Here is a 24983-nt window from a genome sequence, read left to right on the forward strand (position 1 = left end):
GGCGAGTGTGCCACACCCGGCCCGCGCGGCCGGGTGACTCCCCATCCTGACCCGGATCGGCGCGCTCGGCCAGGACGGCACGCGGGCGGGGGGGGGGGGGGGGGGGCCCCCGCCCCCCCCCCCCCCCCCCCCGTCGCCGGAATCAGGCGCGGGTGCGGTTCACCGCGCTCGTGACCGCCTTGATCGAGGCGGTCACGATGTTCGCGTCCACCCCGACGCCCCACACCGTACGGCCGTCCACCTCGCACTCGACGTACGCGGCGGCCTGCGCGTCCCCACCGGAGGACAGCGCGTGCTCGTGGTAGTCGAGCACCCGTACCGCCACGCCCAGGGACTGCAACGCGTTGACGTACGCGTCGATCGGGCCGTTGCCGACGGCGGTCAGCGCGCGGATCTCGCCGCCGAAGCCGGCGCGGGCGTCGATCTCGACCTTGCCGTCGACGGTGCCGATGGTGTACTCGGCCAGCTTGACGGCCGGGTCCACCTGGTGGTCGACCAGGTAGTTGCGGGCGAAGATCTCCCACATCGCGCCCGGCTCGACCTCGCCGCCGTCGTGGTCGGTGACCTGCTGCACCACGCCGGAGAACTCGATCTGGAGGCGGCGCGGCAGGTCGAGCTGGTGCTCGGTCTTCATGATGTACGCGACGCCGCCCTTGCCGGACTGCGAGTTGACCCGGATGACCGCCTCGTAGGTGCGGCCCAGGTCCTTCGGGTCGATCGGCAGGTAGGGCACGGCCCAGGTGAAGTCGTCGACCGGCACCCCGGCCGCCGTCGCGTCGGCGTGCAGCGCGGCGAAGCCCTTGTTGATCGCGTCCTGGTGGGAGCCGGAGAACGCGGTGTAGACCAGGTCGCCCGCGTACGGGTGGCGCTCGTGCACCGGCAGCTGGTTGCAGTACTCGACGGCGCGCTTGATCTCGTCGATGTTCGAGAAGTCGATCATCGGGTCGATGCCCTGGGAGAACATGTTCAGGCCCAGCGTCACCAGGTCGACGTTGCCGGTGCGCTCACCGTTGCCGAACAGGCAGCCCTCGATCCGGTCGGCGCCGGCCAGCAGGCCCAGCTCGGCGGCGGCCACGCCGGTGCCCCGGTCGTTGTGCGGGTGCAGGCTCAGCACCAGGCTGTCCCGCCGGGGCAGGCGCCGGTGCATCCACTCGATCGAGTCGGCGTAGACGTTCGGCATCGCCATCTCGACGGTGGCCGGCAGGTTGATGATCAGCTTCCGGTCCGGCGTCGGGTCGATCACGTCGATGACCGCCGAGCAGACCTCCAGCGCGTACTCCAGCTCGGTGCCCGTGTACGACTCCGGCGAGTACTCGTAGTGGATGTCGGTGTCCGGGGTGTGGATCTCCGCGTACTTCTGGCACAGCCGCGCGCCCTGGGTGGCGATGTCGGTGATGCCGTCGCGGTCCAGGCCGAAGACCACCCGGCGCTGCAGCGTCGAGGTGGAGTTGTAGAAGTGCACGATGGCCCGGTGGGCGCCGCGCAGCGACTCGAAGGTCCGCTCGATCAGGTGCTCCCGGCACTGGGTCAGCACCTGGATGGTGACGTCCTCCGGGATCAGGTCCTGCTCGATCAGTTGCCGTACGAAGTCGTAGTCGGTCTGGCTCGCCGACGGGAAGCCGACCTCGATCTCCTTGTAGCCCATCTGCACCAGGAGCTGGAACATCCGGCGCTTACGCTCGGGTGACATCGGGTCGATCAGGGCCTGGTTGCCGTCGCGGAGGTCGACTGCGCACCAGCGGGGCGCGGCCTCGACGCGGCGGGTGGGCCAGGAGCGGTCCGGCAGGTCGACGCCGAACTCCCTGTCGTACGGGACGTAGCGGTGGACCGGCATCCGGCTGGGGCGCTGGCTGGCGAACGGATCGGTGGCGGTGACAGGTTGAGCCATCTCGGAGTGCTCCCTGGAACATGTGGCGTCAGCAGATCGGAAAGGTGTCGGCGGGCTGCCGGGCGACGGTGCGCGGCGGTGCCGAGAAGAAGATCGGATGTGCTGGACGGCGCGTAGCGACTCCGCGACGAGGTGCCGGCCGGTCAGGCCTCGTCGCGGCAGCCAAGGAGAAGGTACGCGCGCCACATGACAAGGTCACCCTACGTGGTGGGACGGGCGGTGGGAAGGCCGGTCCGGACTATGGGATCAGAGTCACCGAGTCGGCGGACCTGGACACGCCCGGTAGCCGAGGCGTCCGCTCCGCCCGGGCCACCGCCGGCACGATCGCCAGCCCGACCAGGACGAACAGCGCCGCGGCCGGGTACCAGCCCCAGCCGCCGGTGCTCACGCCGAGCGCGGTCAGCCCGGCCGGAGCGATCAGGAACTGCAACTGGGAGCCGAGCCCGAACGCGCCGACGTACGCGCCGCGCTGGGCGGCGGGCGGCAGCGTGGCGGTCAGTCCCCAGGCGCCCGCCGACTCGATCAGCTCGGCCAGGATGAGCAGCGTCGCGGCGCCGACCAGCACCGCCACGGTGAGCGGTCCCCGGGTCGCGCCGGAGATCGGCAGGACCAGGCAGAACCCGGCGATCAGCACCGCGCCCCGGCGGGACGCCCGGGCCGCGCCCGGCGCGTCGTCCGCGCCCCGGCTGGCCCGCACCTGGAACAGCACGATCAGCACGGTGTTGAGCAGCACCAGCGCGGCGATGATCGTCTTCGGCGCGTCGGTACGGGTGAGGATCCACAGCGGCATCACCGTCAGGTAGAGCGTCTGGTGCGCGGTGAGCAGCCCGGACAGCAGCGCGACTGTCATGAACGGCCGGTCCCGCAGCACCGCCAGCCGGCTCATCGGTTCGGCCGTGCGGGTCACCTCCGGCAGCCGGGGCAGCCGGCGCACGAAGGCGGCGGTCACCAGGAAGACCACGGCGATGAACCAGACCATCCCGCGGTACGCCCAGATCGTGTCGACGGCCAGCACCAGGCCGCTGATCAGCGCGCCGAGCCCGAAGCCGACGTTCAGCGAGGAGCGCTGGTAGGCCATCGCGGTGACCCGTTCCTCCGGGCGCAGCACGTTTATCGAGTAGACCTGGCGGGCCACCCCCGTCGCCGCGCCCGTCACCGCCAGCGCGATCACCACCGCGAGGAACCCGGCGAAGCCGCCGACGAACGGGTACGCGGCGAACAGCGCCGCGTCCAGCAGCAGGCAGACGATCCACACCCGCTGCGGCCCGTACCGGTCGGTGAGCCCGCCCAGCGGCACGGTGCCGAGCAGGGACGCCCCGGCGGCGAGCGAGAGGCCGAGCCCCACCTGGGCCGGGCTGAGACCCAGCGCCCGGGTGAAGAAGACGGCGCTGCCCGCCTGGAACAGCCCGGTGCCGACGGCGTAGACCATCGCCTGCACGGCCAGGGCGCGGGTCAGCCCGGCCGGTGGTACGACATCGCGGACGGCGGTGCGGATGCTCTCTCTGGCCCCCATGACCGGTGAGCAGATCGTGCCCCCCACGCGAGGGGCGAGCCTTTTAGGCTGAGCCGAATCGGGGGGTGCGCATGTCCGAGTTGCGGTTCACGCTGGCCGACGTCGCGGGCGTCCGGTTCGGTGTGTCGCCGGCCAACGAGACGGTCATGAGCATGTGGGCGCTTGCCGCTCCGGCCCGCTATCCGGTGCACCTGCCGTGGATCGACCGGGCCCGGGCGACGCTGCGCCGCCCGGAGGTGGCCGAGCGCGTCGCTCCGCTGGTGCATCTCACCCTGCCGCGCCGCTGGCTGCCCGACTTCCTCACCCCGGCGGCCCGCCCGGGGGTGGAGATGAACGGCCAGCTCGACCAGATCGCCGCGACGCCGCCCGACGTGGTGGTCCGGGACCTGCTGGCGACCACGCCGAGCGGGCCGCTGCGCCAGTTCGGGCGGGCGTTGCTCGCCGACCCGACCGAGCTGTTGCCGCGGCTCGTCGAGGCGATGCGGGTCTGGTACGACGAGGCGATCGCCCCGGACTGGCCGCGGATGCGGGCGGTGCTCGACGCCGACGTCGCGTACCGGGCGGCCCAGCTCGCCGAGGGCGGGACGGGGAAGCTGTTCGAGCGGCTCCACCCCGACCTGCGGTGGCTCGGCGACCGGGTGGTCAGCGACGACCCGTTCGAGCGGGACTTCGACCTGCGGGGGCGAGGGCTGGCGTTGAACCCGAGCGTGTTCAGCCGCCAGCGGGTGCTGTGGAACCTGCTGGAGGACTCGTTGCCCGCCGCGGCGTACCCGGTGCGGGCGGTCGGGACGCTGTGGGAACGCGGACCTGAACCGGCCGGCGACGCGCTCGCCCGGGTGGTCGGCGGCGGCCGGGCCGCCCTGCTGAACCTGCTCGACGCGGCGACGACCACCACGGACCTCGCCCGGCTCACCGGGCTGTCCGCCGGGAACGTGTCCCAGCACCTCTCCGCGCTGCACGCCGCCGGTCTGGTCACCCGGTCCCGGGCCGGGCGGCACGTGCTCTACCGCAACAGCGAGGTGGGTGCCGCGTTGCTCCGCGCGGCGCGGGGCGGCTGAGCGGGACGCGTCAGGGCGTGCCGGGGCTCGGGGCGTCCCGGCTGACCGGCTCGCCGTCGGTCACCGCGCCGGCCAGTTCGACGGTGCCCGGCGCGGCGCCGGGCTCGCCGGTCAGCGTCAGCGTGCCGAACCCGGCCCGTACCGCCGCCGGTGTGCCGTCCTCCCGGAAGCAGTAGATGCCCACGTCGAGCGGCGCGTTCAGCGACGCCGAGGTGCTGTCGACCGTGTAGCAGGGGCCGTCGGCTCCCGGCAGCGGATCGGCCGGGGAGACGGCGAGCGGCGCACGCCTGTCGGTCAGCACCTCCAGCCAGTCGGTGAACGGGTGCTGCACGCGGGGGTCGAGCCGGCGCGGCACCGCGTCGTCGGCGTCGCCGAGGCGGACGCAGGTCGCCGCCTGCGGCCAGCCGGCCGAGGGGAGCGCGCACTGGAACAGCCCGTCGGAGGTGCCGGCGAGCGAGACGTCCACCGTCCCGGCGTGCCCCCAGCCGGGCACGTCGACCCGCCAGCTGCCGTCGTTGGCGCTGGTGAAGGCCACCGTGCGGGGCGTGCCCTCGGCGGGCGCGAACGCGTACGTGGCGGTGAGGTGGCGGTCCTGCGCCGCGGCGGCCAGCCCGGCCAGTTCCTCGCGGGCGGCGTCGACCTGCACCGGGACCGGGTCGGCGGTGCCGGTGGGCGCCGCCTCGGGGTTGCCGCCGTCGCAGGCGGCCAGCAGTACCGGCAGGGTGAGCGCGAGCACGCCGGTCAGGCGGGCCGCACGTCGATGAGCGTGCACCGGCTCATTCTGCGTCGTGGGGAGGGTCCAGGTCAGCCCACCGTACGGCTGTACCGCTTGGCGTGTCGCGTCCTTCGGGGCTGGTGAGCCGCCCCACGCCGGGGCCGGATGGTGGGATCACCCGACCCGGCGTCACGGGCCGCCCGATAGGCTGAGGCGGTCTGACACGCGCCGCCGGACCGAGAGCACCGGCGGCGTCGGCACGCTCAGGGTCGTCGCTGGGAGGGAGTGCACCGTCGTGGCACTCGTGGTGCAGAAGTACGGCGGGTCCTCCGTCGCCAACGCCGAGCGGATCAAGCGGGTGGCCGAGCGCATCGTGGCCGCCCGCAAGGCCGGCGACGACGTGGTAGTCGTGGTGTCCGCCATGGGCGACACCACCGACGAGCTGCTCGACCTGGCCAACCAGGTCAGCCCGCTGCCGCCGGGCCGCGAGCTGGACATGCTGCTCACCGCCGGGGAGCGGATCTCCATGGCGCTGCTCGCCATGGCCATCCACAACCTGGGGTACGAAGCCCGCTCGTTCACCGGTTCCCAGGCCGGCGTGATCACCACCTCGGTGCACGGCCGGGCCCGGATCATCGACGTCACCCCGGGGCGGCTCAAGGGCGCGCTGGACGAGGGCGCGGTGGTCATCGTCGCCGGTTTCCAGGGTGTCTCGCAGGACACCAAGGACGTGACCACGCTCGGGCGGGGCGGCTCGGACACCACCGCCGTGGCGCTCGCCGCCGCGCTGGAGGCGGACGTCTGCGAGATCTACACCGACGTGGACGGCATCTTCAGCGCCGACCCGCGCATCGTGCCGAACGCCCGGCACATCAAGCAGATCACCTACGAGGAGATGCTGGAGCTGGCCGCCTGCGGCGCGAAGGTGCTGCACCTGCGCAGCGTCGAGTACGCGCGGCGCGCGGGCTTGCCGATCCACGTCCGTTCGTCATACTCGACCAACACCGGCACGATGGTCACCGGATCGATGGAGGACCTTCCTGTGGAACAGGCACTGATCACCGGGGTCGCCCACGACCGCAGCGAAGCGAAGATCACGATCGTCGGCGTGCCCGACGAGCCGGGCGCCGCCGCGTCGATCTTCGACACCGTGGCCGGCGCGGAGATCAACATCGACATGATCGTGCAGAACGTGTCCACCGAGGGCACCGGCCGCACGGACATCTCGTTCACGCTGCCCAAGGCCGACGGCCCGACCGCGATGACCGCGCTCAGCAAGATCCAGGAGTCGGTCAAGTTCAAGGGCCTGCTGTACGACGACCACGTCGGCAAGGTGTCCCTGATCGGTGCCGGCATGCGCTCGCACCCGGGCGTGGCCGCCGGCTTCTTCGCCGCCCTCGGCGCGGCCGGCGTCAACATCGAGATGATCTCCACCTCGGAGATCCGGGTCTCCGTGGTCTGCCGCGACACCGACCTGGACAAGGCGGTCCGCGCCATCCACGACGCCTTCGAGCTGGGTGGTGACACCGAAGCCGTCGTCTACGCCGGCACCGGGCGGTAACGCGCCGTGGCGTCGCTGCCCACCCTCGCCGTGGTCGGGGCGACAGGTGCCGTCGGTACGGTGATGTGCCAGATCCTCTCGTCCCGGCGCAACGTGTGGGGCGAGATCCGGTTGCTCGCCTCCGAGCGGTCGGCCGGCCGGCGCATGCAGTGCCGGGGCGAGGAACTGACCGTCCAGGCGCTCACCGCCGACGCGCTCGACGGCGTCGACGTGGCGATGTTCGACGTGCCGGACGATGTCTCCGCGCAGTGGGCCCCGGTCGCCGTCGCACGCGGCGCGGTGGTGGTGGACAACTCCGGCGCGTTCCGGATGGACCGCGACGTCCCGCTCGTGGTCACCGAGATCAACCCCGAGCAGGTACGCAACCGGCCCAAGGGGATCATCGCCAACGCCAACTGCACCACGATGGCGATGATCGTGGCGGTCGCGCCGCTGCACCGCGAGTACGGCCTGCGCGAGCTGGTGCTCGCGTCGTACCAGGCGGTGTCCGGGGCGGGGCAGGCCGGTGTGGACGCGCTGCACCTCCAGCTCGGCAAGATCGCCGGCGATCGGGTGCTCGGTTCCCGGGCCGGTGACGTGCGACAGGCGGTCGGCGACGAGCTGGGTCCGTTCCCGGCGCCGCTTGCGCTCAACGTCGTCCCGTGGGCGGGCTCGCTGGCAGACGGCGGCTGGTCCTCCGAGGAGATGAAGCTGCGCAACGAGTCGCGCAAGATCCTCGGGCTGCCCGACCTCAAGGTGTCCGCCACCTGCGTACGGGTGCCGGTGGTGACCGGTCATTCGGTCGCCGTGCACGCGGTCTTCGCCACCGAGGTGGACGCCGAGGGCGCCCGCGAGGTGCTGCGCAACGCGCCGGGCGTGATCCTGGTCGACGACCCGGCGGCCGGGGAGTTCCCGATGCCGATCGACGCGGTCGGCACCGACCCCTCGTGGGTGGGCCGCATCCGACGAGCGGTCGACGACCCCCGCGCCCTGGACCTCTTCGTGACCGGCGACAACCTCCGCAAGGGCGCCGCCCTCAACACCGCCCAGATCGCCGAACTCCTGGCCAAGGAACTGACCCGCAGCTGAGCGGTGTCCGCTCGCGGCGACCGGGGCGGTGCGTCAGCACGAACCGTTCACCGGGTTGGCCGATCCGGTGTACAGGTACGAGTCCGGGATCCAGGTGCCGTCGGTCAGCTTGTTCCACAGCGTGCTGGTGCCCCAGCGGCCGGTCACTGAGGTGCCGCTCGACGAGCAGGCGACGGCCGCCGTGGCGCCGTCCGCGATCGAGCCGACCACCCCGTACCCGGTGCCCGGCCCGGACCGCCGGCTGACCGACGTGCCGCCGTAGCTGTCGACGATGCCCTCGGTGAAGCCGAGCGCCCCGTAGTTGTACAGCGATCCGCCGACGTTGACGCGCTTCGAGCCGTGCAGCGCGTAGCCCTCGTAGGCAGTGCTGCCCTCTCTCGGCACCCACTTGCCCAGGTTGTGGGTGGCGATCGCCACGTACGCGCCGTTCTGCCGGAATCCCAGGTGCACGTGCCGGCTGCTGGCGGAGCCGCCGCAGGTGATGTCGGTGCCGGTGTCGCCGAGGTAGGTGCCCGCGCTGACCGACGCCCCGTCGACGTCGATGTTGTTCCAGAGGTGGTAGTAGTCGGTGGTGTAGCCCCGGTCGTGGACCACCCGGACCCAGCCCTTGCACATCGTGTACGCGGTGCCGGCCCGCACGGCCAGCACCCGCTGGTCACCGCCGAACAGGTCGATCGAGCTGAACGGTCGCGGGGAGCCGGACCAGCCGTGCGGGCCACCCCTGAGGGTCCACGACTGGCCGAGGGCGAACGGCAGGCGCATACCGGTGCGGTAGTCCCCGTTGGCGGACAACGTGCCGAGGGTGGTGAAGGCGTCCCGCTCGCCGCGGGCGAGGACGGACGCGGGCGCCGCAGCGGCCAGGTCGGCGAAGGTGGCCTCGCCCTCCAGGGCGACCTGCCAGTCGCCGCGCTGCTGGCGGGCGATGAAGATCCAGCCGGACGGGTACAGCCCTTCCTTCCGCGGGGCGACGAGCACGGCGGTGCCGAAGGCCCAGGCCCGGCCGTCGCGGCGGGTGACTGTCACCCGGGTGTCCTCCACGCCGGCGGCGCGGATCTCCTGGTCCGTCGCGACCGCGGCTTCTTCGAGAAGTTTGTGCCGTACGGCGGTGGTGACGTCGTCGGCCGGTGCGGCCTGGGCGCTGTTCGGCACGGTGCCGATCACTGCGGCGACGAGCAGGATCGCGGTGGCGGTGCCGAGCCGGCGTCGCGTTTTGATCATGTCCTCTCCCAGGGGGGTGTCGAGAGGCTGACGCGTGTCCGACGGACGATATCTGAATAATTTACATGTGTCTATGTTTGTCAGGCGGCGGAGAGGTGTACGCCGTCCCGGCCGTGGCGCTTCACCGCGTAGAGGGCCTGGTCGGCACGGTGCAGGGTGCGCTCGGGGGACTCACCGGGCCTCGGCAGGGCGACGCCGACGCTGATCGTCCGGCCGGTACGGCGGGCCGCCTCGGTGAGCCGTTCGGCGATCCGGACCGCCTCCTCCGGGCGGCTCACCTCGATCACCGCCACGAACTCGTCGCCGCCGGTCCGGTACAGCTCGTCGCCCTGGCGCAACGCGCCTTCGAGGGCCCGTGCCAGACCCACCAGCAGCCGGTCGCCGGCCTGGTGGCCGTACGTGTCGTTGACGTCCTTGAACCCGTCCACGTCGATCGCCAGCAGCGCGGTACGCCCCGGCGTGGCGGTGGCGATCCGCTGCCCGAACGGGCCGGTGTGACGCAGCCCGGTGAGCGGGTCCGAGCTGGCCTGCTCGCGCAGCCGGGCGAGCGTACGCAGCCGGTCCAGGCAGGTCCACGCCTGCCCGGCGAGCAGCTCGATCAGGTTGACGGTGGTCGGGTCGGGGCGCAGGCGCTGTTCGTCGGCCACGAGCAGCACGCCACCGGAGGCGGGTGTGCCGACCGGCACCGCCACCAGCGTGCGCGCGCCGGCCCGGGTCAGCGGCAGGTACTCCTCGGTGGGCGGGTGGCCCGCCTCGCCCAGCGTGTACGCCGAGCCGTACCGGTGGGCCCGGTCGATCATGCGGTCCAGCGCTACCGGTCCGGCCTCGTCCAGCTCGGCTCGGATGCGCGCCTCCAGCGCCCCCGGGGTGCCGGTGGGCGCGCCGAGGCGCGGGCCGCGTCGGCCGGTGAGCACCAGTACGGCGGCGGAGAGCGCTGACACGTCCCGGGCCGCGGCGAGCGCGGCGGTCATCAGGTCCCAGTCCGTCGGCGCGGCGGTGAACGCGGCGGCGTGCCGCAACAGCTTCTCGCTGCGGCTCTCGGCCGGCGGCCCGCCGAGCGCGGCGATCCGCCCGCCGAGGCGGTCGGCCACCAGCTCTGCTGTCTCCCGCCATGCGGCGAGCACGACCGGCTCGCTCCACTGGAGGTCGAGCACGCCGATCGGGCGGCCGTCCGGGTCGCGTACCGGCACGCAGAGTTCGGCGGTGACGTCCGGGCGGACCTCGAGGTAGTCGGGGTCGGCGCCGACGTCGGGCACGGCGGCGGTGATCCCGGAGGCGTAGACCCGCCGTACCACCGAGGGTTCGGGCCGGTGGCGGCCCGGCGGAGTGCCGTCGGCGGTGGCCGGCACGTGCGAGAAGACCTGCCAGGCGCCGGTCGCGGCGACGCAGCGCAGACGGTCGTGGACGCGCAGCAGGACGGTGGCGGTCGCTGGGGTGTGCCGGGCGAGCGCGGCGACGGTCCACTGGCACGCCTCCGGGACGGTCGACGCCGTGGGGAGGCGCACCGTGACGTCGCGGAGGACTCGCTCGTGGTCCACGTCGTTCCTGCTCGGAGGGGGTCGGGTCGCGATCAAGGGTACTCAGCGCAACCGCCGCCGACCTTCGTACACATGTGCTATCCACAGGCTGTGGACGCAGCCTGTGGGCAGAAGCGGGCCTGCGCGGGGAGGGTGTGCGGCGATAGCGTGAGGGCCCGGGCACCCGAGGAGGCGGCCGATGCTCATCGCCCAGCTCAGCGACCCGCACGTGACCACCGGCCCGCTCGCGGCCGACCCGGCGTCCGGGCTGCACCGGGCGCTCGGCACGGTGCTCGCGCTGCGGCCCCGGCCCGACTGCGTGGTGATCACCGGTGACCTCACCGCCAACGGCCGGCCGGACGAATACCTCGCCCTGCGCGAGATCGTCGGCGCGTTCCCGCTGCCTGTGCACCTGGTGACCGGCAACCACGACGACCGCGAGTCGCTGCTCGACACGTTCGGCGGCACCCCCTACCTGGCCGGTGGCTTCTCGGCGCACTACCACGTCGACCTGCCGGACGCGACGCTCGTGGTGCTCGACTCGCTCACCCCGGGCAGCCCCGGCGGGCGGCTCGGCGACGAGCAGCTCGCCTGGCTGGACGGGGTGCTCGCCGGGCGTACCGACGCGCCCGCCGTCGTGTGCCTGCACCATCCGCCGGTCACTGTGGGCGTGCCGGGCATGGACGCGATGGGCCTCGCCGACGCCGACGCGCTCGCCGCCGTGGTCGGCCGTCACCCCCATGTCGTACGCGTCGCCGCGGGTCACCTGCACCGTCAGGTGACGAGCGCGTTCGCCGGTACGGTGCTGACCACCGCGCCGAGCACCTGGATCCAGGTGAGCCTGAGCATGACCGAGGAGGAGGAGCCGGGGTTCGTCGCCGAGCCGACCGCCTTCCTGCTGCACCTGATCGCCGACGGCGGCTGCGTGACGCACACCGTCCAGGTCAGCCACGCCGCCGGGCGCACCTGCTGGTTCTGAGCCGCGCCGCCGATGCTCTGGTACGTCGCGTACGGCTCGAACCTGCACGCCGCGCGGCTCGACTGGTATCTGCATGGCGGGTGCCCACCGGGCGGGCTGCGCACGTACCCCGGCTGCCGGGACCGCCGGCCACCGCGCCGGACGGTTCCGGTGCTGATCCCCGGCGGCGTCTACTTCGCCGGTGAGTCGCGGGCCTGGACCGGCGGCATGGCGTTCTACGATCCGCTGCTGCCCGGCCGGGCGGCGGCGCGCGGCTACCTGGTGACCGTCGAGCAGTTCGCGGACATCGCCGCGCAGGAGATGTACCGGCCGCCCGGCGCCGACCTGGCCGGGATCCGCGTGGCGGTCGAGACCGGGCGGGCGACGCTCGGGCCGGGCCGCTACGAGACGCTGCTGCGCGTCGGCGTCCACGAGGGCCTGCCGATGCTCACGTTCACCGCGCCGCACCGGGCGGTGGAGGTGCGGTGGACCCGGCCCGCCCCGGTCTACCTCGGGATGCTGGCGCGCGGGCTGCGCGAGGCGCACGGCTGGGACGCCGTGCAGACCGTCGGCTACCTGGCGGGCCGGCCGGGGGTCGCCGGGCGGTGGACCCGGCCGGCGTTACGCAGGCTGGTCGCCGCCGACTGAAGGCCGTGGCGATTTGTCCTGATGCAACCGCCCTCGGCGTCCCTCGCGTCCATCAGCCGTAGGGTCCCGGGAAGGAGCGGCATGCGGGCCGAGGACGAGACCGAGTACGTGGCGTACGTGCGGGCACGGCTTCCCGCGCTGCACCGCACCGCGTACCTGATCTGCGGTGACGCGCACCTGGCGGACGACATCGTGCAGACGACGCTGACCAAGCTCTACCGGTACTGGCGGCGGGCGGCCGCGGCGGACGACACCGACGCGTACGTCAGGCGGATCCTCATCCACACCTATCTGGACGAACGCCGGCGCGGGTGGTTCCGGATCCGGCTGCTGCCGCAGGCGCCGGAACGACCGGCCGCCGCGCCGCCGGACGTCGAGGAACGCGACGGCGTCCAGGATCTGCTGGCCGGCCTGCCACCGGCCCAGCGGGCCGTGCTGACCCTCCGTTTTCTCTGCGACCTTCCCGTCGCGGAGGTGGCGAGCCTGCTCAACTGCTCGACCGGCAACGTCAAGAGCCACACCTCTCGCGGCCTCGCGAAGCTGCGCCGCCGGCTCGACCTGGAGACCTGCACCGACAACCGAGCGGGAGGATGACATGACCTGGGACGAGGACCGGGCGGGTGCGATCGTCCGCCGGGAGTTGACCCGGGTCGAGGTTCCGCCGAGCCGGATCGACCCGGGTGCGGTGCTGATCGCCGTACGCCGGGCCGAGCGGCGGCGTCGCCGGCTCACCGTCGGCCTCGCGGCGGCCACGGTGCTCGCGATCGGGCTCGGGTCCGCGGTGGCGCTGGGCGGCGACGGCCGCGACCGGGGCATGGACGACATCGTCGGCCGGCCGTCCCCGGGCCCGACCGAGACCCGCGCCGTGCCCACCGTGGACCAGGTGCGGGTACGGATGAGCGCGAGTCCGGCCGAGTGCACCTCCGAGCAGTACGACACGCCGGACGAAGCGTACTTCCCGAGCCTGGGCGCGGTGGACCCGAGCGGCCGGTTCCTCGCGGGGACCTCTTCGGCGGAGGACTGGCGGAAGACGGGTTTCCGCACCTACCTGGTGATCTGGGACCGGGGGAAGGCGAGTCTCGTGGAGTTGTCACGTGCGTTCCAGGCGACCGTTGCCGCGGTCAACTCCGCGGGTGTGGCAGTCGGCAACCGGTGGGACGGCGTGAGCCGGCCCGACGTGCCCTGGGTCTACCGGGACGGGCAGGTGCGCAACCTTCCCCTGCCCGAGGGCTACCGGGACGTCCGTCCGGTCTCGGTCGACGCCGCCGGGGAGATCCTGGGAGTCGCCGGCGGCAACGGCGAGAAGGCGGTACTGGTCCGGTGGGACGCCGCGGCGCAGACTCCTCCCCGGGTCGTCACGGACCCCTTCGGTGCCTTCCTCGGCTGGGCGCCCGACGGCACGGTCGCCGAGAGCGTGATTCCCGCCGGGGAGACGGCGGCCGTCCGGATCTCCCGGCCGGACGGCGGCACTCTGGTGCAGCCCGCCGCGCCCGGCTGGCATCTCCGCCGGGACGCTGCGTTGCAGGGCGACTGGCTGGCCGGAACCGTCAGGGGCGTCGGTACCGAGAAGTCGTCACCGGCGCAGTGGAACGTCCGGACGGGCCGGCTCACGGTGTTCGCCGGTCTGGACACCCACCGGCTCGACAACGTCTCCACCGACCGGAACGGGCGCCTGCTCGTCTGGATGCCGCGGCAGGACTGGTTCCTGGTCGAACCGGACGGGACGGCGCGGCGGATACCGAGAAGCCTGACGGGCGAGGGCCTGACGAGGGGAATCCTCTTCGACGACGCGGGACGCATCTACGGCGGGGCGGTCGACGAGAACGGGCGGCAGTGGCCGGTCGTCTGGCAGTGCCGGTGACCGGCACGCCCGGCAGTGAGTCGAGTTCGGACAGTTCGCTCGATATGCCGAGCCGTCGTACATGAACGACCGTTCGGTCCGCGATGGGTGACCGGCAGGAGGTGATTCCGGCAAGGACGGTTGCCAGCGCAACGAATTCCGCGTGACATGAGCGTCGGCGCCGGCTCCCTGTCCCTGGGAGCCGGCGCCTTCGACGGCGGCGGGCATCGACGCGTGCGCCGCGCGGAATTTCACCTGACCGTCATGTCCGACTCGTCCGGCAGACCGGTACGGGCCGCCCGAGACAGCGACGATTCCTGATGCCACCCCGTTCGACCTGGCGGCCGGTGGATGAGAAGCTACCCCGGCGGGGCGGCGTTCCCCCGAGTACCGCCCTCCGCGATCGACACCTGTCACGGCACGGACCAGGGTCGCCGGGCGCACCATCGCCCGGACGCCACATACCGGCATCTCACGAGGAGTTCCATGTCCGTCACCGGGATGCGACGCCGGGCCGCCGTCGGCCTGGCCGCACTCGCCGCGACCGCGTTCACCGCTGTCGCCGTCACCCCCGACCAGGCCGAGGCCCGCCCGAAGCCGGTCGACGTCCAGTTGCTCGCGATCAACGACTTCCACGGCAATCTGGAGCCGCCGACCGGTTCCAGCGGCAGCATCGACGGCCAGCCGGCCGGTGGCGCGGAATACCTGGCCAGCCACCTGAAGTCGATGCGCGCCGAGGCCAAGGCGCAGGGCAAGGGCACCGTCACCGTCGCCGCCGGTGACCTGATCGGCGCCTCGCCGCTGCTGTCCGCCGCGTTCCACGACGAGCCCACCATCGAGGAGATGAACCTCGCCGGGCTGGAGTTCGCGAGCGTCGGCAACCACGAGTTCGACGAGGGCGCGGCCGAGCTGCTGCGCATGCAGCGCGGCGGCTGCCACCCGGTGGACGGCTGCGCCGACGGCACCCCGTTCGGTGGCGCCAAGTTCTCGTACCTCTCGGCGAACGCCTTCAAGACCTCCACCGGCCTGCCGCTGATGCAGCCGTTCGGCATCAAGATCGTCAAGGGTGTCCCGATCGGTTTCATCGGGATGACCCTGGAGGGCACCCCGAATATCGTCAGCCAGCAGGGCGTCGCCGGCCTGCGGTTCACCGACGAGGCCGACACCGCCAACAAGTACGCCAAGATCCTGCGCCTGCTCGGGGTCAAGAGCATCGTCGTGCTGCTGCACGAGGGCGGCGTGCAGAACGGCGGCGGCATCAACGACTGCACCGGCTTCAGCGGCCCGATCGTCGACATCGCCAACCGGATGGACCCGTCCATCGACGTGATCGTCAGCGGGCACACCCACGCCGCGTACAACTGCAACATCAACGGCAAGCTGGTCACCAGCGCCAGCTCGTTCGGCCGCCTGGTCACCCAGATCGACCTGAAGATCGACCCGCGTACCCGCGACGTGGTCACCGCGTCCGCGAACAACGTGGTGGTCACCCGGGACGTCGAGAAGGACCCGGCCTCGACCGAGCTGATCAACCGGTACAAGACCGCGCTCGGCCCGGTGGCCGACCGGGTGGTCGGCGAGACCACCGCCGCGATCACCAAGACCCAGGAGAACCTGTACCAGACCGGGGTCGACGTCAACGGCAAGCCGACGTACCAGACCGGTGAGTCGCCGCTCGGCAACGTGATCGCCGACGCGCAGCTCGCCGCCACCGACACCGAGCAGAACGCGGTCGCCGCGTTCATGAACCCCGGTGGCGTCCGCGCCGACCTCGACGCCGGCCCGGTCACCTACGCCGAGGCGTTCACCGTGCAGCCGTTCGCCAACAACCTGGTGACGCTGGACCTGACCGGCGCGCAGCTCTACTGCATGCTGGAGCAGCAGTTCACAGTCGCGCGTGTGCTCTACGCGTCCTCGACCGTCAACTACGTCGTGGACGTCAACGGCACCACCGCGCCGGCCGGCACGCCGTGCGCCGGCACCCGCGTGGTCCGGGGCAGCCTCACCATCAACGGCACCCCGGTGACCGACACCGCCACCTACCGGGTCACCGTGAACAACTTCCTCGCCGGTGGCGGCGACGGCTTCAGCGTCCTGACCGGCGGCACCAACGCGGTGACCGGCCAGATCGACCTGGACGCCTTCACCGCGTACCTGACCGAGAAGTCGCCGGTCTCCCCGCCGGCGCTGGACCGGATCCGCACGACCACCGAGGTCGCGGCCGGCTGACCGCCGACCGCACCGCCGACGGGCCCCGAAGCGTTCGCTTCGGGGCCCGTTCGTGTCGGGCTGCCCGCCTCGTCCCAGGCCGCCGGCTTCGACGTCAGGCCGTCGCCCGCGCGGGCTCCGGCGTCGCGGCGGCCGTCACGCGGCCGTCCTGTGCGGCGGTGAGCAGCGGACGCAGCGACAGCGCGAGCACCGAGGCGGCCAGGCAGCCGCCCACCACCACCGCCACCCAGACCCGGCCGTTCGCCGCGCCGATCAGCGGGCCGGCGGTGACCGGGCCGACCACGCCGCTGATCCCGAAGATCATCGAGCTCATCGCGTTGTACCGGCCGCGCAGCTCGTCGGTGGCCAGCGCGTTGGTGAGCGCGGGCATGACCGGCGACAGCATCGTCTCGCCGAACCCGAAGATGGCCGAGCAGGCCACCACGCCGAGCGCCGCGAGCACCGCGTTGCCGCTGCCCACCACGCCCGCCGCGCCGAGCACCAGCCACGCGCCGGCGAAGACCGCACCGACGGTGGCGAGTGCACGGGTACGGCTGCGCCCCTCCAGCCGCCGGATCACCAGCAACTGCGAGAGCACGATCATCACGGTGTTCGCGGCCAGCGCCCACGCCACCACCCGGGGCGTCACCTCGACCACCCGCACCGAGTACGCCGCGAAGCCCACCTCGATCTGCGCGTACCCGCAGGTGGTGAGCACCAGGCCGAAGACGACCAGGCGGCGGAACGGCCGGTCCCGCAGCACCGTGAGGTAGCCGCCGGGCCTCCCGTCGGCGGACTTCGCGCCGGCGGCCACGGCCGGGCGGCGTCCGACGTGCGGCAGCGTGAGCAGGATCAGCGCGGGGGTCAGGTAGCTCACCGCGTCCAGCAGGTAGATCACCTCGAAGGTGATCGGACGGGCCACGTCGACCACCGCGCCGGAGATCAGGCCGCCGGTGCCGATACCCAGGTTGAGCAGCGCGAAGTTGAGCCCGAAGACGCGCTGCCGCTCGCCGTCGTCGGTCAGCGACGCGAGGATCGTGTTCTGCCCGGCCCAGATCGCCGAACTGCCGACGGCGATCAGCGTCATCACGCCGAACGCCGAGGCGGTCGAGTCGACGAGCGCCAGCGAGCCGGTGCCGATCGCCTCGATCACCAGGCAGGGCAGCACCACCCGGCGCGCGCCGAACCGGTCGATGAACGTGCCGGCCAGCGGCGAGAGAGCCAGCGTGACAGCGCCGAACCAGCCGATCACCAGCCCGGCCCGGGTGTCGGTCAGGCCGCGTACGTCGGTGAGGTAGATGAACAGGAACGGCAGGGTGAGGCCGCGCCCGACAGCGGAGAACAACGTGCCGAGCAGGATCCGGCGGGCTTCGGGACGGGCGGGCAGGGCGCGGCGCAGCATGGCAGGGATTCTGTTCGGCGGGTACGACGACCGCGACCCGTTTACCCCTTACACACGCGGTCGCCGGGCCGGAAGGTGAGCGAGCACACGTGCTCTGCCATGCTGACCCGGTGACGACGACCTGGCGGCACCTGCCCGCACCGGCCCGCGAGATCGCCGAGACGGCCACCGGCGCGGTGGCCGCCGCGCAGGCCCGCGACGCCGAGGCGTACGCCCCGGCCGTCGAGCGGCTGGCCGCCGCCGACCGGTCCGGGCTGGTGCTCGGCGGCGTGGTCCGGCTGCTGCTGGAAGAGGGGCACCCGGACGGGCTGGACGGCGACGACGTACGCCAGGTGCTGGAACAGTGCGTCCGGTCGGCGGCGACCTGGTGGCCCGACGTCGACCCGCACGTGCTGCTGGTGCTGCTGGCCGGCGCGCTCGGCGTCTACGACCCGGGTGACGACGAGAACCCGCCCGACCCGGCGGCGATCGCCCGGCACGCGCCGCTGCTGGTGGCCGACCTGCTGGCGGTCACCGGGCGGCCGTTCGCCGAGTATCTGACCGCCGCGTTCGCCGAGGTGGCGCGGACGGAGATGCACGACTGACGGTTCTTGCCGGCGCGCGGCTCGGCAGTGGGCCCGCTTACGGGCTGGCGGCCAGGAAGACGAACGCGGCGAGCAGCACCAGGTGCACGCCGCCCTGGAGCACAGTCGCCCGGCCCGGCACGACGGTGAGCACCGCCGTCACCGCGGTCAGCGCCAGCAACGTCATCTGGGTGCCGCCCAGGCCCAGCATCAGCGGCCCGTCCAGCCAGATCGAGGCGATCGCGATGGCCGGAATGGTCAGGCCGATGCTGGCCATCGCCGAGCCGAGCGCGAGGTTGAGGCTGATCTGCACCCGGTCCCGCCGGGCCGCCCGGGCCGCGGCGAGCGTCTCCGGCAGCAGCACCAGCAGCGCGATGACCACGCCGACGAACGCCTGCGGCAGGTTCGCCGCGCTGACCGCCGTCTCGATCGCCGGGGAGATCGTCTTCGCGTCGCCGACCACCGCGACGAGCGCCACCACCAGCAGCGCCAGGCTGGCCAGCGCGGTACGGGTGGACGGCGGCTCGGCGTGCCCGTCGCCGGTCTTGTCCTCGGCGAGGATGCTGCCCTCCTGCGTGACCGGGAGGAAGTAGTCGCGGTGCCGGCCGGTCTGCACCATGACGAACAGCAGGTAGAGCGCGAGCGAGGCGACCGCCGCGAAGGCGAGCTGCGCGGGGGAGAACTCCGGGCCCGGCCGGCTCGTGGTGAACGTCGGCACCACCATGCTGAGCGTGGCGAGCGTGGCCACCGTGGCGAGCGCCCCGCCGGTGCCCTCCGGATTGAAGACCGCCACCTTTCGCCGCAGCGCGCCGAGCAGCAGCGACAGGCCGAGGATGCCGTTGCAGGTGATCATGACGGCGGCGAAGACGGTGTCCCGGGCCAGCGCCTGCGTCTTGTCGCCGCCGCTGATCATCAGCGTGACGATCAGACCGACTTCGATCACGGTGACCGCCACCGCGAGCACGAGTGACCCGTACGGCTCACCGACCTTGTGCGCGACCACCTCGGCGTGGTGGACAGCCGCCAGTACGGCCGCCGCGAGCAGGCCCGCCACCACGAAGATGAGCGGGCCGGGCAGCTCCCGTCCCCAGGTCATCACGAGCACGAGCACGGCGACCAGGGGCGCGACGGTGGTCCAATCGGTCAGGCGGGATCGGATCATCGGCGGCATGCGCATACTTTGCCAGGCAGCGGGGTCAACCGCGCGTGGCGGGGTGGCTTCGGGCAGTCCTGTCGATCTATCCGGTGGAGGCCGGCTGCTCCAGGTGGGCGGACAGGTCACGGAGGTTCGCGATCACCGGTCCGATCCAGCCGGGATCGGTGTCCTGGTGTTCGGTGGTCCGGAGCACCGTCATGCCGACCGCCGCCGCACCGGCCAGTTCGCCGTCAGCGCCGTCTCCCACGTACACGCAGTCGGCCGGCGCGACGCCCAGCCGCTGCGCGGCGGCGCGGTAGATCGCCGGATCCGGCTTGGCCAGCCCGGCCTCGCAGGAGAACACCGTGACGTCGAAACGCCGGGCGAGCGGTCCGCCCGGCCACGCCTCGGCCGTCTCCGACGTGGCGTTGCTGATCAGGGCCAGCCGGTGCCCGCGCTCGCGCAGCGCGTCGAGCACGTCCAGCGTGGCAGGCGAGACGCGGCCCAGCACCCGGTGGGCGAGGGCCAGCCGGCGCGCGGCGGCGCGGGCCACCTGCTCATCCGTAGGCGAACCACCGAGGCGCTCGGCGAGGATGCGGACGGTCTCCGCCGCGTTCCAGCGGACGAGGCGGTCCCGCCAGGTCGCGTGGTACGCGGCGACGAGCGCCGCCGGATCCACCCCGACGACGAGCGCCATCTCGCCGACCACGCGGTCCCGCTCGTCGTCGGCGCCGTGGACCAGGGTGTGGAAGAGGTCGAAGACGACCGGCCGTGGCATGGCGGGATCCTACTGCGACGGTGACCGGTGCCGGGGAAACGCAGAGGGCACATCCGATGATCGGATGTGCCCTCTTACCTCTGGTCGGGGTGGCCGGATTCGAACCGACGACCTCTTCGTCCCGAACGAAGCGCGCTACCAAGCTGCGCCACACCCCGAGGCGTGCCGACAAATAGTAGCCCACCCGCCCGCACGGTCAAACTCGGTACCCCCCGCCCCGCGTACCCGGCAGATCTTGGTACGGATCGGCCCCGGGAAGGGCGGGCGCGTACCAAGATCTGCCGGGGGTCAGCGGGGGATCAAGGTGAGGATGCTGGCCTCCGGGGGGCAGGCGAAGCGGATGGGGGCGGTGGGGTGGGTGCCGAGGCCGGCGGAGACGTGCAGCCAGGAGTCCGAGCCGGGCCAGCGGTGCAGTCCGCGCGCCATCGAGCGGGGCAGCCCGCAGTTGGTCACCAGGGCGCCGTACCCGGGCACGCAGACCTGGCCGCCGTGGGTGTGCCCGGCGAGCAGCAGACCGAAGCCGTCGGCGGCCATCCGGTCCAGCACGATCGGCTCGGGGGAGTGGGACACCGCGATCGACAGCGCCGCGTCGCCACTGACCCGGCCGGCCACGGCGTCGTAGTCGTCCCGTTCGATGTGCGGGTCGTCCACGCCGACCAGCTCGATCTCCCGCCCGCCTGCTTTGAGCGTGGTGCGGGCGTTGTTCAGGTCGGCCCAGCCGGCGCCGGTGAGGATGTCGCGCAGTTCCTCGTACGGCAGCGGCACGCCCTCGGTGTACTCCCGGTCGGGCAGGAAGTAGGTGAAGGGGTTCTTGAAGACCGGACCGGTGTAGTCGTTGGAGCCGAAGACGAACGCGCCGGGCAGATCGAGCAGCGGCTGCAGGGCGCGCAGCACGCCCGGCACCGACTCCGGGTGCGCCATGTTGTCGCCGGTGACCACGACCAGGTCGGGGTCGAGCGCGGCCAGTGAGGCCACCCAGTCCTGCTTGCGTCGCTGGCCGGGCATCATGTGCAGGTCGGAGAGGTGCAGCACCCGCAGCGGTTCGGCGTCGGTCGGGAGCACCGGCACGTCGTACCGGCGGAGGGTGAACATGTTGCGCTCGACGAGCGACGCGTACGCCAGGGTGGCCGCGCCGGCGGCGACGGTTCCGGCCGCGAGCCGGAATAGTGTGCGCTTTCGCATGGCGTTCAGGGTAGTTTCACCGTCCATGAGCACGCTGAAGGACCGTCTCACCGCCGACATGCGCGCCGCTCTCAAGGCGCGCGACGAGCTGACCACCTCCACGCTGCGGATGGCCCTGGCCGCCGTGGGCAACGCCGAGGTCGCCGGCCGGGAAAAGCGCGAGCTCAGCGACGACGAGGTGCTCGCCGTGCTGACCAAGGAGGCGAAGAAGCGCCGCGAGGCGGCGGTGGCGTTCGCCGACGCCGGGCGCGCCGAGCAGGCCGGCAAGGAGACCGCCGAGGGTGAGGTGCTGGAGCGCTACCTGCCCAAGCAGCTCTCCGACGAGGAGCTGGCCGAGCTGGTCTCGGGGGCGCTCGCCGCGGGCGGCTTCACCGGCAAGGCGCAGATGGGCCCGGCCATGAAGGCGGCCCAGGGCGCGGTGGCCGGCCGGGCCGAGGGTGGCCGGGTCGCCGCCGAGGTACGCCGCCAGCTCGGCCTCTGAGCCGGCGCTCCGGTAGCGCGGAAACGACGACGGCCACCTCCCGCAGGAGGTGGCCGTCGCTGTCTGCTGTCCCTGGTCAGTTCCCCGGTCGTCCCGGTCGGCCGTTACCCCCGCCGGGCCCAACCGGCCGGTCCGGTGTCGCGGTGCCGCCCTGCTCCGGGGTGCCCGTGCCCTGGCCGGAGCTGACCTCGATCATCACCACGCCACCCTTGATGGTGCGCCCGTCCGGGCTGGTGCCGGCCGCGGTGCCGGCCGGGCATTCCGACGGCACCTTGTTGCTGGAGACCACCGGCTCGAAGCCGGCACCCTTCAGCCGGGACTTCGCGGTGTCGATCGACTCGCACTTCACGCCGGGGATGGAGCGCTGGTCACCCAGGACGATCTTGCCGCTGGGCGCCGTGAAGTTCTTCCGCTCCTTGCCCTTCATGGCGTCGCGCAGCGTCTGGTAGACCGCCGGGTTGATGCCCTGGGGCGTCTCGTCGTGGCCCATCTTCTGGTTGGTCTGCGGCCAGTCCGGGTCGGCCATGATGCCGGCCACCGCGTACTGCTTGGTCATCGCGACAAGCGCCGAGGTGCGGTCGGAGTCGGTGGTGCCGGACTTGCCGGCCACCGGCGCGTCGACGATGTTGCGGACGTTGCCGGCGGTGGCGGTGCCGCACTTGCTGGTGGAGGAGCGGTCACCGACCGGGCAGCGCGCGGCGTCCACGGCGGCGCGGGCCACCTCGGTGCTGACCCGCTGCTCGCAGCGGGGGTTGGCGACGTCCAGCTTCTCGCCGTCCGGGCCGCGGATCTCCTGCACCGGGATCGGCTCGCAGTACTTGCCGTCGGCGGCGAGCGTGGCGTACGCGTTCGCCAGCTCCAGCGGAGTGGTCTGGGAGACGCCGAGGCTGAACGCGCCCCACTGGTGCGGGTTGGCGGCGAGCTGCGCGTCGCTGGACGAGCGGAACGTGATGCCGAGCTTCTGCGCGGCCTTCACCACGTTCTCCGCGCCGACCCGCTGCTGGAGGTCGATGAAGAACGTGTTGACCGAGTAACCGAAGCCGCTCCACATGTTGTGCATGCCGGCCATCGCGGGGTTGGCGTTCTTCGGACAGTACTTGTTGGTGCCCGGGCAGGCGGCCGGCGAGTTGAACTCGACCGGGTAGTTCGACTTGAACACCGGCTGCGCGTTGATGGGGTAGCTGAGCGGGTAGCCCTTCTCCAGCGCGGCCACCAGCGTGAAGATCTTGAAGGTCGAGCCGGCCTGGTAGCCGGCGATGCCGGGGCCACCGGTGACCAGCGGGTTTACCGTGTTGGGGTAGTTGCCCCGGATCTTCTTCTTGGCCTTCTTCGGGTCGCTGGAGATCTTGTTCTGCGGGTCGGCCGGGTCGTCGAGCTTGAAGTTCCGGTTCACCGCCACGGCGCGGACCCGGCCGGTGCCCGGTTCGACAGCGGCCACCATGCGGGCCGCCTTGCTGCTCTCGCCGAGCTTGTTGCGGACGGCCTTGTCGGCGCCCTTCTGGGCCTGGACGTCCAGCGTGGAGATGATGGTGTAGCCGCCGCTCTTGAGCCGCCGCTCACGGTCGTACGAGGTGGCGCCGAACGTCTCCTGCTGGAGCCACCAGCGGTAGAGGTAGTCGCAGAAGAAGCCCCAGGAGCGGGTGGTGGTCTGGGTGCAGCCGTTCGGGGTGCGCTTGCCCTTGACCTGGAGCTTGATCTTCTTGGCGGCGTCCGCCTCCTGCTGGGTGATCGCGCCGATCTGCACCATGTTCTGGATGACGTAGTCGCGCCGGCCGACCGCCTCCGGGTAACCCGCCTTGGTGGTCGGGTCGAACGCGGTGGGGGCCTTCACCATGCCGGCGAGCATCGCCGACTCCTGGATGTCGAGCTTGCTCGGCGGCTTGTTGAAGTAGACCTGGCTGGCCGCCCAGATGCCGTACGCACTGTTGCCGAACGCGGCGATGTTCAGGTAGCGCTCCAGGATCTCGTCCTTGGAGAGCTCCTTGTCGACCTGGAGCGCCAGGCTCATCTCGCGCAGCTTGCGACCGCTGGTGTCCTCGGTCGCGGCGACGACGTCGGCCGGGTGCGTGGCCGAGTAGGAGATGGCCAGTCGGACGTACTGCATGGTGAGCGTCGACGCGCCCTGCCGGGAGGCGCCGGAGGCCTGGTTGTTGACGAAGGCCCGCGCCACACCGTTGATGTCCACGCCGTTGTGCTTGTAGAAGTCGTGGTCCTCGGCCGCGATGATGGCCTTCTGCATGTACGGCGAGATGTCCTTGAGCTTGACGTCCTTGCGGTTCTCGTCGTACATCGTGGCCAGCACGGTCTTGCCGTCGGCCGCGAGCAGCTTGGTGATCTGGGGTGCCCGGGCGACTGTCAGCTCCTTGGGCAACGCCTCGAACGTCTCCGCCCCGGCCTTGGCGGCCAGTCCGGACATCGCTGCCACGGGGAAGGCCGCCGCAGCGACCACCACTCCGGCCAACAGGCCGCAGATCAGCAGCGATGCGGCGTTGGTCAGCACGTTGTGGTCACGTTTCCGCATCCAGGTCACCTCGACAGGGTACGCGAGTAGGAATCGGCGGGCGCGCGGGGAACTTTCCCCATTTCCTGCACGCGCCGGCCTCGTTGTGCTAAACGCACGAGCCCTGGTCCGAGGTTGCGTGGGATCCGGCGGAAGTCTCGCCGAACTTCGGGAGCGGCGCAGCGTTTTCACGTAGTCGGGCGGGGTAGTCGCGGGGCGAAAGCCCGGGAAGCCGGGAGTGTCCGGAATGATGGATTTCGCCGACAACGTTGCGTAATCGGGCGACTACACAGCATGATGGTGGCGGCGACCGCAGCCAGTGTCGTTCGTGCCGCCCTGGGGAGGCCGGGGCGAACGACCGGGGGGAAGTACGAGGGCTGCTCGCGCGAAGTCGGTAGGTACTGCAAGGGGGGACGTGTACAGATGGGCATGATCACTGACTGGCCGTCACTGGCGGCGTGTCAGAACGGAGACCCGGACGCGTTGTTCGTACAGGGCGCCGAACAGAACGTGGCGAAGAGGATCTGCCGGAGCTGCCCAGTTCGGTACGAGTGCCTGGCCGACGCGCTCGACAACCGGATCGAGTTCGGCGTGTGGGGTGGCATGACCGAGCGCGAGCGCCGGGCGTTGCTGCGCCGTCACCCGCAGGTCACCAGCTGGCGCAAGATGTTCGAGGCGGCCATGAAGAAGAACGCCAAGGAGAAGGCCGGCAAGGACAAGGTCCTGGTCACCACGGCCACCTGACCGCAC

General features: G+C 72.1%; 21 protein-coding genes and 1 tRNA gene. 11 read left to right on the forward strand and 11 right to left on the reverse strand.

What is annotated here, in order from left to right; translation table 11 throughout:
* Window positions 1-142: 142 nt before the first annotated feature.
* Window positions 143-1888 (reverse strand): 2-isopropylmalate synthase, encoded by a 1746-nt coding sequence (gene leuA, locus AC2CHG_RS14745; RefSeq protein WP_484524944.1) that lies wholly within the window; start codon window positions 1886-1888, stop codon window positions 143-145.
* Window positions 1889-2126: 238 nt separating this feature from the next.
* Entirely contained in the window at window positions 2127-3401 is a 1275-nt protein-coding gene (locus tag AC2CHG_RS14750) for an MFS transporter (protein WP_484524945.1), read from the reverse strand.
* A 71-nt stretch (window positions 3402-3472) separates the two neighbouring features.
* Between AC2CHG_RS14750 and AC2CHG_RS14755 the strand changes: the two genes are divergently transcribed.
* Window positions 3473-4459 carry a DUF5937 family protein gene (locus tag AC2CHG_RS14755; protein WP_366619998.1) on the forward strand — a complete coding sequence of 329 codons (987 nt, stop codon included), beginning with the start codon at window positions 3473-3475 and terminating at the stop codon, window positions 4457-4459.
* 10 nt (window positions 4460-4469) lie between these two features.
* Here the strand turns inward: AC2CHG_RS14755 and AC2CHG_RS14760 are convergent, their stop codons facing one another.
* Window positions 4470-5231, reverse strand: a complete 762-nt coding sequence (locus tag AC2CHG_RS14760) for a hypothetical protein (RefSeq protein ID WP_262013446.1) — start codon at window positions 5229-5231, stop codon at window positions 4470-4472.
* A gap of 238 nt (window positions 5232-5469) precedes the next feature.
* Between AC2CHG_RS14760 and AC2CHG_RS14765 the strand changes: the two genes are divergently transcribed.
* Complete coding sequence (locus AC2CHG_RS14765) at window positions 5470-6735, forward strand: aspartate kinase (RefSeq protein ID WP_135242401.1); 1266 nt, start codon at window positions 5470-5472, stop codon at window positions 6733-6735.
* 6 nt (window positions 6736-6741) lie between these two features.
* Window positions 6742-7803, forward strand: coding sequence for an aspartate-semialdehyde dehydrogenase (locus AC2CHG_RS14770; protein ID WP_366620001.1), 1062 nt, complete (start codon window positions 6742-6744; stop codon window positions 7801-7803).
* A 33-nt stretch (window positions 7804-7836) separates the two neighbouring features.
* Here AC2CHG_RS14770 and AC2CHG_RS14775 read toward each other — a convergent pair whose 3' ends face one another.
* Entirely contained in the window at window positions 7837-9021 is a 1185-nt protein-coding gene (locus AC2CHG_RS14775; RefSeq protein WP_262013444.1) for a peptidase M23, read from the reverse strand.
* An 80-nt stretch (window positions 9022-9101) separates the two neighbouring features.
* Window positions 9102-10559, reverse strand: coding sequence for a GGDEF domain-containing protein (locus tag AC2CHG_RS14780; RefSeq protein ID WP_355510938.1), 1458 nt, complete (start codon window positions 10557-10559; stop codon window positions 9102-9104).
* Between the two features lie 178 nt (window positions 10560-10737).
* On the opposite strand from AC2CHG_RS14780, the gene AC2CHG_RS14785 reads away from it, so the two are divergent.
* The 5 genes from AC2CHG_RS14785 (at window position 10738) to AC2CHG_RS14805 (ending at window position 16213) form a co-directional block, all read left to right on the forward strand.
* Complete coding sequence (locus tag AC2CHG_RS14785) at window positions 10738-11517, forward strand: phosphodiesterase (protein WP_262013442.1); 780 nt, start codon at window positions 10738-10740, stop codon at window positions 11515-11517.
* Between the two features lie 12 nt (window positions 11518-11529).
* The gene (locus tag AC2CHG_RS14790; RefSeq protein WP_484524946.1) at window positions 11530-12144 is read left to right on the forward strand and encodes a histone deacetylase; all 615 of its coding nucleotides are present in this window, start codon (window positions 11530-11532) and stop codon (window positions 12142-12144) included.
* Window positions 12145-12225: 81 nt separating this feature from the next.
* On the forward strand, window positions 12226-12738 hold the full coding sequence (locus AC2CHG_RS14795; protein ID WP_262013440.1) for a SigE family RNA polymerase sigma factor: 513 nt from the start codon (window positions 12226-12228) through the stop codon (window positions 12736-12738).
* A 1-nt stretch (window position 12739) separates the two neighbouring features.
* Complete coding sequence (locus AC2CHG_RS14800; protein ID WP_484524947.1) at window positions 12740-14005, forward strand: hypothetical protein; 1266 nt, start codon at window positions 12740-12742, stop codon at window positions 14003-14005.
* A 465-nt stretch (window positions 14006-14470) separates the two neighbouring features.
* Window positions 14471-16213 carry a bifunctional metallophosphatase/5'-nucleotidase gene (locus AC2CHG_RS14805; RefSeq protein ID WP_262013438.1) on the forward strand — a complete coding sequence of 581 codons (1743 nt, stop codon included), beginning with the start codon at window positions 14471-14473 and terminating at the stop codon, window positions 16211-16213.
* A 94-nt stretch (window positions 16214-16307) separates the two neighbouring features.
* Here the strand turns inward: AC2CHG_RS14805 and AC2CHG_RS14810 are convergent, their stop codons facing one another.
* Window positions 16308-17594: an MFS transporter gene (locus AC2CHG_RS14810; protein WP_484524948.1), complete on the reverse strand. Its 1287-nt coding sequence runs from the start codon at window positions 17592-17594 to the stop codon at window positions 16308-16310.
* A 110-nt stretch (window positions 17595-17704) separates the two neighbouring features.
* On the opposite strand from AC2CHG_RS14810, the gene AC2CHG_RS14815 reads away from it, so the two are divergent.
* Entirely contained in the window at window positions 17705-18178 is a 474-nt protein-coding gene (locus AC2CHG_RS14815) for a hypothetical protein (RefSeq protein ID WP_402814674.1), read from the forward strand.
* 37 nt (window positions 18179-18215) lie between these two features.
* On the opposite strand, the gene AC2CHG_RS14820 is transcribed toward AC2CHG_RS14815, so the two are convergent.
* From AC2CHG_RS14820 to AC2CHG_RS14835, 4 genes are all read right to left on the reverse strand, one after another.
* Window positions 18216-19319, reverse strand: coding sequence for a calcium:cation antiporter (locus AC2CHG_RS14820; protein ID WP_262013435.1), 1104 nt, complete (start codon window positions 19317-19319; stop codon window positions 18216-18218).
* 76 nt (window positions 19320-19395) lie between these two features.
* A complete protein-coding gene (locus AC2CHG_RS14825) occupies window positions 19396-20070 on the reverse strand; it encodes an HAD family hydrolase (protein ID WP_262013434.1) in 675 nt (224 codons plus the stop codon).
* 81 nt (window positions 20071-20151) lie between these two features.
* Window positions 20152-20228 (reverse strand) — tRNA-Pro (locus tag AC2CHG_RS14830).
* Between the two features lie 130 nt (window positions 20229-20358).
* Window positions 20359-21252 carry a metallophosphoesterase gene (locus tag AC2CHG_RS14835; protein WP_262013433.1) on the reverse strand — a complete coding sequence of 298 codons (894 nt, stop codon included), beginning with the start codon at window positions 21250-21252 and terminating at the stop codon, window positions 20359-20361.
* A 25-nt stretch (window positions 21253-21277) separates the two neighbouring features.
* On the opposite strand from AC2CHG_RS14835, the gene AC2CHG_RS14840 reads away from it, so the two are divergent.
* On the forward strand, window positions 21278-21733 hold the full coding sequence (locus AC2CHG_RS14840) for a GatB/YqeY domain-containing protein (RefSeq protein WP_262013432.1): 456 nt from the start codon (window positions 21278-21280) through the stop codon (window positions 21731-21733).
* A 76-nt stretch (window positions 21734-21809) separates the two neighbouring features.
* Here the strand turns inward: AC2CHG_RS14840 and AC2CHG_RS14845 are convergent, their stop codons facing one another.
* Window positions 21810-24254: a transglycosylase domain-containing protein gene (locus AC2CHG_RS14845; RefSeq protein WP_484524949.1), complete on the reverse strand. Its 2445-nt coding sequence runs from the start codon at window positions 24252-24254 to the stop codon at window positions 21810-21812.
* A gap of 402 nt (window positions 24255-24656) precedes the next feature.
* Between AC2CHG_RS14845 and AC2CHG_RS14850 the strand changes: the two genes are divergently transcribed.
* Entirely contained in the window at window positions 24657-24977 is a 321-nt protein-coding gene (locus tag AC2CHG_RS14850; RefSeq protein ID WP_043327856.1) for a WhiB family transcriptional regulator, read from the forward strand.
* The last annotated feature ends 6 nt before the right edge of the window (window positions 24978-24983 follow it).

Source organism: Micromonospora sp. ATLC20, assembly GCF_057196585.1.